General features: G+C 39.2%; 12 protein-coding genes. 4 read left to right on the top strand and 8 right to left on the bottom strand.

The features are described 5' to 3' along the window. Window positions 1-240 precede the first annotated feature (240 nt). Together lptF and lptG are read left to right on the top strand one after the other, a co-directional pair. Window positions 241-1,353 (top strand): LPS export ABC transporter permease LptF, encoded by a 1,113-nt coding sequence (lptF, locus tag I6E80_RS17840; RefSeq protein ID WP_007587281.1) that lies wholly within the window; start codon window positions 241-243, stop codon window positions 1,351-1,353. Then, window positions 1,350-2,417: an LPS export ABC transporter permease LptG gene (gene lptG / locus I6E80_RS17835; RefSeq protein ID WP_076925275.1), complete on the top strand. Its 1,068-nt coding sequence runs from the start codon at window positions 1,350-1,352 to the stop codon at window positions 2,415-2,417. Before lptF ends, lptG begins: the two co-directional genes overlap by 4 nt. Before the next feature lie 102 nt (window positions 2,418-2,519). On the opposite strand, the gene I6E80_RS17830 is transcribed toward lptG, so the two are convergent. The 4 genes from I6E80_RS17830 to I6E80_RS17815 form a co-directional block, all read right to left on the bottom strand. Next, on the bottom strand, window positions 2,520-3,020 hold the full coding sequence (locus tag I6E80_RS17830; protein ID WP_076925276.1) for an RDD family protein: 501 nt from the start codon (window positions 3,018-3,020) through the stop codon (window positions 2,520-2,522). A gap of 171 nt (window positions 3,021-3,191) precedes the next feature. Beyond that, entirely contained in the window at window positions 3,192-3,956 is a 765-nt protein-coding gene (locus tag I6E80_RS17825) for a DUF6515 family protein (RefSeq protein ID WP_197186120.1), read from the bottom strand. A gap of 376 nt (window positions 3,957-4,332) precedes the next feature. Then, window positions 4,333-4,590, bottom strand: a complete 258-nt coding sequence (locus tag I6E80_RS17820; RefSeq protein WP_197186119.1) for a hypothetical protein — start codon at window positions 4,588-4,590, stop codon at window positions 4,333-4,335. Between the two features lie 382 nt (window positions 4,591-4,972). After that, window positions 4,973-6,112: an alkene reductase gene (locus tag I6E80_RS17815; RefSeq protein ID WP_197186118.1), complete on the bottom strand. Its 1,140-nt coding sequence runs from the start codon at window positions 6,110-6,112 to the stop codon at window positions 4,973-4,975. 80 nt (window positions 6,113-6,192) lie between these two features. Here I6E80_RS17815 and I6E80_RS17810 point away from each other — a divergent pair, with 80 nt between their 5' ends. After that, window positions 6,193-7,110, top strand: coding sequence for a LysR family transcriptional regulator (locus I6E80_RS17810; RefSeq protein WP_197102782.1), 918 nt, complete (start codon window positions 6,193-6,195; stop codon window positions 7,108-7,110). Between the two features lie 640 nt (window positions 7,111-7,750). Continuing rightward, window positions 7,751-8,095: a PDZ domain-containing protein gene (locus I6E80_RS17805; protein ID WP_197186117.1), complete on the top strand. Its 345-nt coding sequence runs from the start codon at window positions 7,751-7,753 to the stop codon at window positions 8,093-8,095. Window positions 8,096-8,277: 182 nt separating this feature from the next. Here the strand turns inward: I6E80_RS17805 and I6E80_RS17800 are convergent, their stop codons facing one another. The 4 genes from I6E80_RS17800 to I6E80_RS17785 form a co-directional block, all read right to left on the bottom strand. Further along, a complete protein-coding gene (locus I6E80_RS17800) occupies window positions 8,278-8,511 on the bottom strand; it encodes a hypothetical protein (protein ID WP_076925286.1) in 234 nt (77 codons plus the stop codon). A 180-nt stretch (window positions 8,512-8,691) separates the two neighbouring features. Beyond that, window positions 8,692-9,549 carry an MBL fold metallo-hydrolase gene (locus tag I6E80_RS17795; RefSeq protein WP_197186116.1) on the bottom strand — a complete coding sequence of 286 codons (858 nt, stop codon included), beginning with the start codon at window positions 9,547-9,549 and terminating at the stop codon, window positions 8,692-8,694. 120 nt (window positions 9,550-9,669) lie between these two features. Then, window positions 9,670-10,752 carry a methyl-accepting chemotaxis protein gene (locus I6E80_RS17790; protein WP_076925288.1) on the bottom strand — a complete coding sequence of 361 codons (1,083 nt, stop codon included), beginning with the start codon at window positions 10,750-10,752 and terminating at the stop codon, window positions 9,670-9,672. Window positions 10,753-10,887: 135 nt separating this feature from the next. After that, a complete protein-coding gene (locus tag I6E80_RS17785; protein ID WP_197186115.1) occupies window positions 10,888-12,771 on the bottom strand; it encodes a propionyl-CoA synthetase in 1,884 nt (627 codons plus the stop codon). Window positions 12,772-12,893: the final 122 nt, after the last annotated feature.

The raw sequence follows: 12,893 nt of genomic DNA, 5'->3' as shown, positions 1-12,893 counted from the left end.
ACGTAACTTATGTAAGGATAATTCTTATTTTAGCTGATTTTGCTAGACTCTTACTGTGTAATTGAACTTTATATGCTTAAGGGCTACTAATGCAACATTATATCGTGCACTTAGGTAGGATAATTAAATTTGATGGCTTATAATAATAGCCTATTTGCCGGTATTAACTGGGTAAAATAGCTATTTAACTATTCAATTCTCACTATCGTAGTGAAATTCCATGTTTAACAGGGGCGAGCATTGCTAATTTTCCGTTATTTGACCGCTGAGGTTTTAAAATCGCAGGTCGCCGTATTTTTAACTTTAATGACAATATTTTTGTCACAAAAGTTAGTTGGTATTTTAGGTGATGCCTCTGAGGGCAGCATTCCTGCTAAATTAGTGCTATCGATGATTGCACTAAAGCTTCCACAACTAGCCTCGCTAATACTTCCGCTGAGTATATTTTTAGGCATTATTTTGGCTTACAGCCGTATATACGCCGATAGCGAAATGACCGTACTTAAAGCCTGTGGCGTAAGTGAATGGTATGTTGTGCGCGTAACGCTTATATCAAGCGTTGGACTTGCCATACTAGCCGCTGCATTGACTATGTATATAGCGCCGTGGGCAAGCGAGCAAGAGTATCAATTAAAAGAACAAGCTAAAGCCGATGCGGGGTTGTCTGCACTCAGGGCTGGGCGGTTCCAAGAAACCGGTAACGAAAAAGCCGTGGTGTTTATTCATAATATTGAAAAGGGCGGCAAAGAGCTCAATAAGGTATTTGTTGCACAGTTACCTGATAGCGAAAAAGGCAATCTAGCGCGCTTAGTATATGCACAGCAAGGTGTTGTGGTTGAAGCCGTAAATGGTGAGCAACAGCTAGTACTAACAGACGGTAAACGTTACGAAACAGATGGCACAACGCCTGCACTTAATTTAACAGAATTTGATGGTTACAGCGTACAAATACGAGAACAAGAAATAGAGCATCAACGCCGTAAATTAGAGGCTGTGCCAACTAACCAATTATTGGCTATAAATACACCTGAATCTATTGCTCAATGGCAATGGCGACTCGCTATTCCGCTATCAATCCCACTACTTACCTTACTGGCAGTACCGCTAAGTGTGGTTAATCCTCGCCAAGGTAAATTTGCAAAACTAGTGCCTGCTATTAGCTTGTACTTAGGCTACTTTATTTTACTAAATGCCGCTAAATTTGCAGTTGAAGATGGCAAAATCCCGCCTTCAATCGGCTTGTGGTGGATTCACCTAAGTGCCTTGTTTATAGGTGGGTTATTAATTATAAAAGGGCGACCACTGGGCGCTTGGCTTAAAGCCGTTGTAACTAAGCGGGAGTTAGGCTCATGATGAAAACGCTTGATTGGTATTTAGGCCGCAGTATTTTACAAACTACCGGCTTTGCATTATTGGTACTTGTTGGTATTAGCACCTTAATTAAATTTATCGACCAGTTAAAGTCGGTAGGGCGCGGCAGTTACGACTTAATGACCGCAATGCTTTACACGCTTTACACAATACCTGGCGATTTAGTGGTGTTTTTTCCGATGGCTGCGCTAATTGGTGGCTTAACGGGTTTAGGGGCACTTGCTTCAAACAGCGAGCTTGTAGTAATGCAAGCCGCTGGTATGTCGCGCTTACAAATAATTGGCTCAGTGATGAAAACCGCCGTATTTATGGCTGTATGTATGATGGCACTTGGCGAATGGGGTGCACCTGAAGCGCAATTACACGCTAAAGAAATGCGTAACCAAGCAATACATGGCGGTGATGTGTTTAATACACAAAAGGGTGTATGGGCTAAAGACGGCAGCAATTTTATTAATATTGAAGATGTAGACGAAAACGGCAGGCTCAACGGGGTACACATGTACCACTTTGATAAATCGTTAGAGCTTACCCAAATTACTAAAGCAAGAGATGCACTGAGCCGAAAAGATGGCTGGCTACTTCGTGACGTAAATAAGGTTATTATTACTAGCGAAAAAACCACAACAGAGCAATTACCAGAAGAGTTTTATTCTTCGCAATTGACCGCTGAAAAGTTAGGGGTTGTGTCGGTAAAACCGGAGTCACTTTCATTTACTGGGCTTTGGTCGTATTTAAGTTACTTAGAGCAAAACGAACAAGACACAAGTACCTACGAGCTTGCACTGTGGCGTAAGTTGATGCAGCCAGTATCTGTTGCGGTAATGCTGCTGGTGGCGCTCTCGTTTATATTTGGCCCGCTGCGTACGGTTACTATGGGCGCGCGTATTATTATGGGTGTTGTAACGGGAATTGTGTTTCACTTAACTAATGAAATATTTGGCCCTGTGGTTATGGTTTACCAAATACCTGCCATTATAGGCGCGGTATTACCTAGTATTATATTTATAGGCTTTGCGACATATTTGATGAATAAACGGGTATAGAGTACCTATTCAAAAGATGAAAAAGGGTGACCACGGGTCACCCTTTTTGCTTTTTAACTACCGATTAACCACCGCGTAATCCACGATTTAGAAAAATTGGAATTAATCAAGCTCACTATAAATACGTCTGTTTTCTTCTTTAGTAAGCGCAATAACTTCTGTTTTAGAGATGTAATCTTGCAGTGCTTTTTTGTTTTTAAAATCGACTAACACCACCAAATTACCTAAACCGAGTAAAGCGCTAATGCTGCGGATAATTGATTGCGGCCAGCTAATTAAATTACCCTCAAGAGTTTGTACTTTTAAACGCCATGCACGCATGCCAATGGTTTGCCCGCTTTTAGTCCAAAAGTAGCCAAAAAATACTAAGGTAACAATAATTAAAAGAGCGGTACGAATACCCGAAAGAAGATTTGAATTTTGAATAAAGGCAGACACATCCTCTGCGCCATTTAAACTAATTACATCGAGAGAAATAAGCCCTTGTACAGCAAATAAATACAGCACTACAGTTAACATCGCAAACGCAATAATGGCTAACGTATCGTAAACTAACGACGCAAAACGGCGCCAAAAACCAGCACGTGGAAACTCACCCGACATAAATACACTCTCACTATTAATATGCGAGCTAGTTTAGCAAAAAAGCTTACAAATACTAAGACATGTTAATGCTTAGAGGGGGAATTGATTTTATTGCTTTGGGTTATTACCTACAGGAGAAATAAAAAAGACCCTGCTATTGGTAGCAAGGCCTTTTAATTTATAGCGGATTTAACCTAGCTTAATAGCAAGGTATTTTATGTCGTCACCACTTATTTGCGGTAAAAAATAAATATCGCCGTATTTAAAATACTGCTGCGAGTTAATTATTACGGCCTGTGCTGCCTGAGGTAATGAGTCGTATGTTTGGCCCAAGCTATAGTCATTCACATTACCCACTTTTATTGCCTGGTTAAGACGGGTTGGTGGCTCATCAACGACCGTATAACCATTATTATCAGCAATGTAGTACACATTTTGATAAGTGTAGTAAGTCGTATTATGGTGTTTAAAGTGCCTGTAATTTCTTGGTAGCGTATTTATACGCAGGCCTCTAGGTGGCGTAACTACGTGGTAGCCTCTTTTAGCTTTACGGTAGTAAAGGCCGTCGTTAAACGTAAACGAAATACCATTAAATCTAATCGATGCGCTATTGCGTGGTAAATGGTTTATAAATCGATTTTGTCTGTAAGCGACTGAATTATTATGGTTTGTTAAGTAGTTATATTTGCGCTGGTTGTAGCGGTATTGTTCACGCTTTTCCTGCTTGTACTTAGCGAGTCTACGTTTTTCTTGCTTACGGTCTTCTCGTTTTTCTTTTTTATGCTCAATGCGCTGCTTTTTTTCATGGCGGCGTTCATCGCGTTTATATTCAACACGTTTGTCGTGATCACGTTTAAAGCTTTTATCATTCTCTCGCTCGTTTGGTGCTCCAAGCGCAGAGCCTGATACTGCGCCTATAGCGAGCAGTGCAGGTAGTAAAAAAGTAAGTTTCATAGTATGCCTCGTTTATGTTGTTACATAACTAAGTTCAATATTAACGCCTTAAACTGAATGGCAACTGATATGTGGTAGTTTCAGAGACGGTCCTTACAGCTTTTTACATTTTACTGACAGTTATTGACATACTTAGTTGTTTTTGACGATTTTAGAGGGGTATTTGTTCTTTGTAAGTTTATATATTATGAGAAATATTTTAATAATATTGCTATTAAATTATACACTTGGATTCTTTTGCTGGGTCTTAAAAACGTTATTTCTGCGTGTTTTGGATGGGGTAATACCAATAATAGAATTTAAGTGGTGTAAAAAGCTGAGTTTGCGGCGCGTTGTTTATTGCCGCAAACATGACTTTATATTTTAAAGGGTGCATTTATCTTTTAATAAACTTAAGGCTTGGGTGATAGGTTATGACATTAACTTTAACAAATGCTGTGTTATTAACGTTTCTTTTAACAACTTTAGCTGGCACGTACTTGATTACCTTAGTTTGGTTAATTTTTTTCAGTTCTCGTTTTAGCTGAACCTTTTTATATTCTTGCTTTGTATATCTATCATGTGGTGCTGCAAATGCAGAACTAGATAAAGTGCCAATAACTAATAGTGCAGGTAGTATAAATGTAAGTTTCATAATATTGCCTCGTTTGTGGTTAACATGGCTAGTATTGATGGTTGAAACTGAATGCCAACTGCATGTAAGGGCAACTGTAGAGAGGCTTTACACCCTTTTACTTATCTTTACTGTTCTTGACGCTAATACCAATTCACAGTAATACTTAATCAATTTGAGAGATTAAATCTAACGCTCACTTTATTAAAAAATGACTGATATATGGCTGTATAGATGTAGAAGGTAGAGCAATAAAATAGCAATTGTAGAGAGCAACTAATAACAAGATTTTAGCTGTGTTATCAACATAGTTGTCTCATCTCAAAACAGGTAGCTTAATTAAGCTACCTGTTATAAAGCCGTATCGGTTCTATACCAATTCCATATATACTTTAGACCCTAGTTACTTTTGATAAAAAGGGTAATCGCTATAACCCACTTCGGTGCCGCCATACATAGTGGCTGCATCGGCTTCGTTAAACGTCCAATTATTTGCTATACGCTCTGGTAAATCAGGGTTAGCTATAAACGGGCGACCAAATGCAAATAAGTCACCGTAACCTTCACCTAAAATACGCACCGCTTTTTCTACTGTGTATTTACCAGCATAAATGATGCGACCTGAAAATTCAGCTCGTACTGCTTTATAAAATTCTTGTGGTAAATCAGGAGCATTTTCCCAATCAGCTTCCGCTATTGATAAGTAAGCAGTACCTGCTTGCTCAAGCACTTTAACGGCTTGTACATAAGTATGATGAGGGTTTGATTCAACAAGTCCTAAATACACTCGTGTTTCATCTGTGCTTTCAAATAAAGGAGCAAAGCGAACACCTAAACGATCAGAGCCTACAACGTCACTTACCGCTTCAACTATCTCTTTTAAAAAGCGCAGGCGATTACTAAGCGTTCCACCGTATTGATCGTCACGGTTATTAGTATGTTCAGAAATAAACTGATTAACTAAATACCCGTTAGCACAATGAAGCTCTACGCCATCAAAGCCTGCTTCTAGAGCATTACGTGCAGCTTGCGCATACATGTTTACCAGTTCACCAACCTCGATAGTGCTTAGTGCACGAGGCTCACTTGGGTCAGCCAATGCGCCTTCACCAGGTGCGGTTTCAATAAATACTTTTACATTGTCAGCAATAATATCTGAAGGGCCAACCGGTTTACCTGAATTTGGTTGTAGTGTGGCGTGCGATACGCGCCCTACATGCCAAAGCTGAGCAAAAATAACACCGCCTTTAGCATGTACTGCATGTGTTACTTTTTTCCAGCCTTCAATTTGTGCTTGTGAGTGAATACCTGGGGTCCAAGCGTAGCCTTGTCCACGAGGTTCTATTTGTGTGCCTTCGGTAACCATAAAACCAGCCGATGCCCGCTGCGCATAATACTCAGCCATTAATTCATTAGGAATATTGCCAGGCTGAGTGCTGCGAGAGCGAGTAAGAGGTGGCATCACAATACGGTTTTTAAGTGTAAAAGGGCCAAGCTCAATTGATGAGAATAAAGGGGCGGTATTAACTAATTCTGATTTCATTTTAAATTCTCTTATAAAGCAAACAAAGGCTTAAATAGTGGTTAAGCAACATTGGCAGCATAGAGATTTAAGGATACAATTTGAAACAACACTTTTTTGTGCAGCATACAATTATGAATGGTATTAGTCGGCTCGATATAAAACAGTTAAGAGTACTCAGTAGCTTATTAGAACTGCAAAATCTTTCGCAAGTAGCCAAAAAAATGGGGTTAACGCAACAAGCTATTAGTGAGCAACTACGAAAACTACGAGACTTATTTGACGATCGCTTGTTTATTCGCCAAGGTAATAACATGGTTGCTACTCCTAAAGCGCAAGGACTCAAGGCGCCTGTTAATCATATTTTAAAGCAATTAGAATCGTTACTAGAGCCCGAGCTGTTTAGTCCGCAAACTTATAAAGGTGTGTTTACCATAAGCGCAACCGACTACGCCACGCAGGCTTTATTGCCGCAATTATTTAATATTACCCGCCGCGAAGCGCCAGGTTTAAAGCTGATTGTGCGCGACTTTGCGTCTGACAACGTTAATCAACTTATAACGGCAGGCGAGCTTGATTTATTGATTAGCTTTCCAGAATTTATACCCGACAATCTTTCTTATATCACTTTGTTTGAAGAACAGCATTTGTGTATTACCGGTATAGGTAATACTACTTACACTGAACCTTTGAGTTTGGCGCAATTTGCAAAGCATTCACAGCTAGTGGTGTCGCCATCGCGCGCTAATTTGCGCGGATCGCACGATCGGTGGTTTGAAAGCCAAGGGCTAAAACGTAATATTGTAATGTCGGTACCTAGCTTTTCAGCGGTGCCCGACATTTTGCATACAACCGATATGTTGGCGTTTTACCCATCAAGATTATTACCAAACAGCAAAGTTAAACAGCTAAAAATAGAAGCTCTGCCTCCTACATTTAAAGTAATAGCCGCATGGCATCCGCGTACCAATAACAGCCCAATTCATAAATGGTTGATAGAGCAGCTACAAAATTTATAACGATGTAAAACATCTAAAGTAATTACTTTTTACTGTTAAATTAGCAACCCAATATTTAGATTTAATCATTTAACCCCTCCTTAACCCTCGACCTAATAAGCTATGTGTAATAGTACGGATTAGGCATAGTTAAATGGTTTATTTTAAAAAGCACTCAACCGGTTTTTTACTTGCACTTAGTTGCACACTTGCTGCATGTAACAGTCAGTCAAGCTATCAAGGTAATGGCATATTGCACAGCGAGATCTCTATAAGTAAATAGCAGCGTACAAACAGATACGCCACACACTGCTAATAACACAAATAAGCCCGCCAATATTGGCTACGGTTTAGGGGTGGAGTTAAGCGAAAAAATAATAAAACAACACGGTTGGGTATACGAAGTAAACGATATGCCAGGGCGTTATGAAGTGGTGGTCGATTTTAGTTAATACGCTTTTTCTAATATTTGAATTTGAAATATAAAAACCGCGCTAAGGCACTTTTAAAAAAAGCTTTAGCGCGGTTTTTTATACTCAAAAATATTTAATTTAACGCTGAGAATATAAAAAACTTAGTGATAGTAATGTGTTAAGTAATTTGCTAAAACTGTAAATAGTAAAAAATATTAACGTTAGACTTACATGGAGTGTTAATTCATATGTTCAAATTCATAATTATTTTAATCTCAATTACTTCTTTCAACGCCTTGGCTGCAGAGAAAGTTAAACTTGGAGTTTTAGGGAACGTTGGATCTGATGGTTTTTTTAGCCCGACGATAACGTCATTTATTATTGAAAAAGTAGAACCTAATTCACCCGCTGAAAAAGCAGGGATTGTTGCTGGGCAGAAAATAATTTCTATAGAAAATTGTAAAATCCCAGGTTGCCCTGCTAGTGAAGCAAAAGAGTTAATGCGCAAGGAATCTGGAGAGATTTTACAATTACTTTTAGAGAATGAAGATGGTAGCCAAGTACCTTTAAAAATACCTATGAATGCTTGGTAAGCTTAATTAATTTTAAAGTGCCTAAATATACCCCAATCTATAAAGCATGGTTATTCCCAAAGCGTAGGTTTGTATAAATGAACTAGGCGCAGTAAATATTGGCAACGTTAGCGCTGCCAATATCACTCAACTGTGTATTAATAAAAGGGCAATTTACTTCTTTTACTTAAGCAAAGCGTTGATTATCGAGCCTTACAATGCCAATGATTATCGTGTTTAGTGCAGACCTCTTTTGTGGGCTTGGCTTTTACGACCATAATACTTGGAGAGTTGTGCTCAGTTACTAAAACAGGAGTAACCACTTTAACGACTTTTTTATGTGGTTTATGCGCACTGGGACTATGTTGATATACAGTGCAACCACTCATGGTAAATGCTATTGCTGCTACGCTAATAATTTTTAAAGATAAGTTCATAGGTATTTATCCTCTTTGCTTTGTATAAGCTTTAAGATAAACCTTTTTTTGTATAGTGCTGTCAATAAACGTAAGTGGAGTGTAAATGTTGCTAATGTTCACTAAGGCAATAGCGCATTTAAAGCTAATGCCTTTGTATTTGAATATTAGATTTGCACAAAAAAGTAAGGTCTAAAAAACCTATAAATCGCTGCGCCAGCCCATACCAGATTCTTCCATTAAACGCTCGTACACGCCTTCTATGTTAAGTGGTAACCATGCATCAAACTGTTTAAAGTCACTAAATTGATCTAACTTTATATTTTTCTTTATTTCATCAAGGCTTTGCCCTGCAAGTGCGCCTGCGGTTACTTGGCTGTAAAGTTGCTCTATATAACTTAAGTAACGTGTTACGTCAGCTTTGTTGCCAATGTCGGCATGTCCGCCAACAAAAGTATCAAAGTCATATTTGAGTACTGCTTGAGTTGAGTTAATCATGCCTTGGATATCGTAACTCCAGAGTTTTTGCCACGGCATTCTGCCAATAACAATCCAATCAACTACAAACAACGTTTTTTGCTTTTCGAATAATATACTAACCGAACCCCGCCCATCGTTTGGACCATGGTAATTTAGCTTTACCGTTGAACCACCTAAATTAAGAGTCAGCTCATCATCAAAGGTAAGAGTGGGCATGACCGTTTTCATTTGTGTGTTTTTAATATCTTGCGCAGCGAGTTTATGCGCTACAAAAGTGGTGTGCGGGCTTTTAAACACCTCGGCGCCGTAAATATGATCGCTGTGATTATGGCTATAAATTACGTATTTTACCGGTACGTTAAAGCGAGTTTTAATTTGCTTGTTTAACCAGGTGGCTGCTTTTTTATTAAGCGGGTCGGTAACAATTGCACCCTCAGGAGTGATTAAAAATACTGAGCGGTGTCTGTCGTCTATAAAGCGGTGGAGGCCATCGCCTAAGTCTTCAATTTCGTAACTTTGAGCCATAAAACCAATAAGTAAAAGGCTGGTAGCGATTAGTGTTTGTAATAAGCGAGACATGCACATTCCTGTTTAACGTTTTTTATAGGTTAGTTAAGTAAGAAAGTGCCAATAAGTAAAAAATTTCAATTTTTTATAGGAAAGATTGCGGGTTAAGACTAACTTAACCCGTTAATGGTTTTAACGAACTAGCTGATCGAGTAAATGTATTACTTGCTCACTGGCTGATTCCATTAAGTGTATATGTTTAACTGCTTCTACTTTTTTGCCTTGCTTAATTAGTTGTAGCGCTTGTACGCCGTTTTTATGTACTTCGCTATGCGGTTTATCTATTTGTTTGAATGCATTTAACGATTTGTATTCATTAGAGTCATCAGACTTATACCACTTACCTAAGCGGCACATAGTGTGATTGGTGAAATCGTCTACCGATTTATTGCTTTTGCCATTAGCAACCGCATAAACCTCACCTTTCCATACAATATGATCTAACTTAACAGTTTGAATAAATGAGCGAATAGAAGCCTGCGATATAGTGTTCTTCATGTTTGTGCAAAAACTAATAATGGATGCGTAATCGCTATTTAGTGATTCAAAATTACTTGAAAGCTGTGCATTGTTTTTTTGTATATCGTCGGCTGAATTAACGGTTACATCTGTTTTTTCTATTATTTCTTTAACAAGATCTGCAACCTCTTGAGCTGATTTATTGGTGTTAGTTGCAAGTACTCTTACTTCATCAGCTACCACGCTAAAGCCTCTACCAGCTTCGCCTGCTCGAGCGGCCTCAATGGCTGCATTTAATGCTAATAAATTTGTTTGATCAGATATTTTTGAAATGGTCGATACAAAGGTGTTTATACTACCTGCAAGGCTTGAAAGGCCAGATATATTTTCACTCATGCTACCCATTTTATGGGTCATAAGTTCCATCTCGCTGGCTATATGCATTAATGATTCGTTTGAGTTATTTAAAAGGTCATTTATTTTATAGCTAACTTGGCTTTCTTGCTCAATGGTTGAGTAAGACTCAAGCACAGTTTGGCGAACACCTTCAATTTGGCTTATGCAATCTATAGAACTTGAAAGTAAGTTTTCGGTAAACTGTTCATCATTTTCGGTTTGAGTAAAGCTTAATTGTTGTTCTAAGTGTTTGTTTTCTTGTGCTAGGAATTCGTTATGCGCAGTTAATTCTGCAATTTTTTTTGCAAGTTCTTCGTTATCATTTTTAGCCGATAGATACTTTTTACTTAAAACAAACATTCATAGTTCCTAAAATGTTATGGGTATATTTTTATTATAGTTGCTATTAATACTTTACTTTAAATATTTGTAATTATCTTATTTTTATACAAAAAAAAGCCATTTTTAAAAATGGCTTTATGAGAGCTTGTTGGATCAACGCAGTGAAATTTGTTGGTTTATTTCTTCAAAAATACCTGCATCGTCTATGGTTGAAGGAATTTGCAGTTTGTCGCCATCAATTAGTTGGCGTAAATTTTTACGCAGTATTTTACCTGAGCGTGTTTTGGGTAATCGCTCTACGCTAATAATGGTTTTAAGGCACGCTATAGCGCCTATTTGGTTTCTTACGGTTTGTATAAGTTCTTGCTCTACATCGGTACTTGAGCCCATAAAGTCATTTTTAAGCACGATCATTGCCATTGGTAGTTGGCCTTTTAGTGTGTCGGTTATCCCAAACACGGCGCACTCAGCAACAGCAGGGTGCGCGGCTACTATTTCTTCCATTTCACCGGTAGAAAGTCTATGGCCTGCTACGTTAATTACATCATCGGTGCGTCCCATAATAAATAAGTACCCATCTTCATCTATGTAGCCGCCGTCGCCTGAAAGATAATAGCCAGGGTACTGCGTTAAATAGCCTGCTTTAAATCGCGGGGTATTTTGCCAAACGGTTGGCATGCACCCTGGCGGCAGTGGGAGTTTTATTACTACAGCACCTTGCTCGTTTGGTGCACATTGCTCGCCATGCATATTTAGTATTTGCACATCAAAGCCAGGTGTTGGGACTGTTGAGCTGCCTGGTTTTGTTACTAATTCTTCAATGCCTACGGGGTTGCAGGCGATGGCCCAGCCGGTTTCGGTTTGCCACCAGTGATCGAGTATTGGCAGGTTAGTTTTTTCTTTAAGCCACTCATAAGTGGGAGGGTCTAGCCGCTCGCCTGCTAAAAATAAACGTTTTAAACTGGAGGTATCGTATTGGATAAAACCATCAGCATTTGGGTCTTCTTTTTTTATTGCTCTAAATGCGGTGGGGGCACTAAATAATGCATTTACTTTATATTCTTCAACCACGCGCCAAAATGCACTAGCATCGGGCGTTTTAACGGGTTTACCTTCATATAATACGGTCGCGCAGCGATACATTAGCGGCGCGTAAACTATATAAGAGTGCCCAACTACCCAGCCAATGTCAGACGCTGCCCAAAATACGTCGCCGGGCTTCATACCATAAACGGTTTCCATGCTGTATTGCATTGCCACTGCGTGACCGCCATTTTCGCGCACTACGCCTTTGGGTGTGCCTGTAGTGCCTGAAGTATATAAAATATAAAGCGGATCGTCACCATTTACAGGCACCGGATCTGCGCTTGTAGCGGTTTGCATTGCCTGAGTCCAATCTATGTCTCGTTTAGGCTTAAGAGTGGCCCTGACTTGTGGACGCTGATAAATTATGCAGTGTTCTACTTTGTGCATAGCTAAGTCTATCGCGTTATCAATAAGTGGCTTGTATTCAATAACGCTGTTTACTTCAACACCGCATGAGGCGCTAAGTATAAGTTTGGGCGTGGCATCATCAATGCGTACAGCCAATTCGTGTGCAGCAAACCCACCAAATACCACAGAATGAATAGCGCCAAGGCGAGCGCACGCCAACATACCAATAACAGCTTGTGGGATCATTGGCATATAAATAACAACGCAGTCGCCTTTTGTAACGCCTAACGATTGTATTACGCCTGCAAATTTAGCAACTTCTTGTTGTAGTTGTGAGTAGCTATAAGTTTGCTTTGTATTAGTGACTGGGGAGTCGTAAATCAGTGCAGTTTGCTCGCCAAATCCGGCAATAACGTGCTGGTCTAGCGCTAAAAAACTGGTGTTTAATTGCCCGTCGCTAAACCAATGATAAAGCCCATCGTCGTCTTGTGTGTATGCTTTTGTGGGAGTTTTATACCATGGAATATTTTTACTTTGTTCGAGCCAAAATTGGGCTGGGTTTTGTTTAAATGCATTATATTGCTGTTGATATTCGCCTGACATATAAGGCTCCTAGGCTAGTGTGTGAGAGAGACCTTACAAAATGTAGGCTTTTTTTAGCAAGCAAGCTATTCGACCTTGGTCGGCTAAAAGTTAATCAATATACTGGTTTTAAAAATACCAAA

The organism is Pseudoalteromonas sp. NSLLW218, assembly GCF_015864775.1.
In the GTDB taxonomy this organism is placed as follows: Bacteria; Pseudomonadota; Gammaproteobacteria; order Enterobacterales; family Alteromonadaceae; genus Pseudoalteromonas.
Note: the sequence above shows the minus strand (reverse complement) of the source record. Positions and strands in the feature narration are given on the sequence as shown.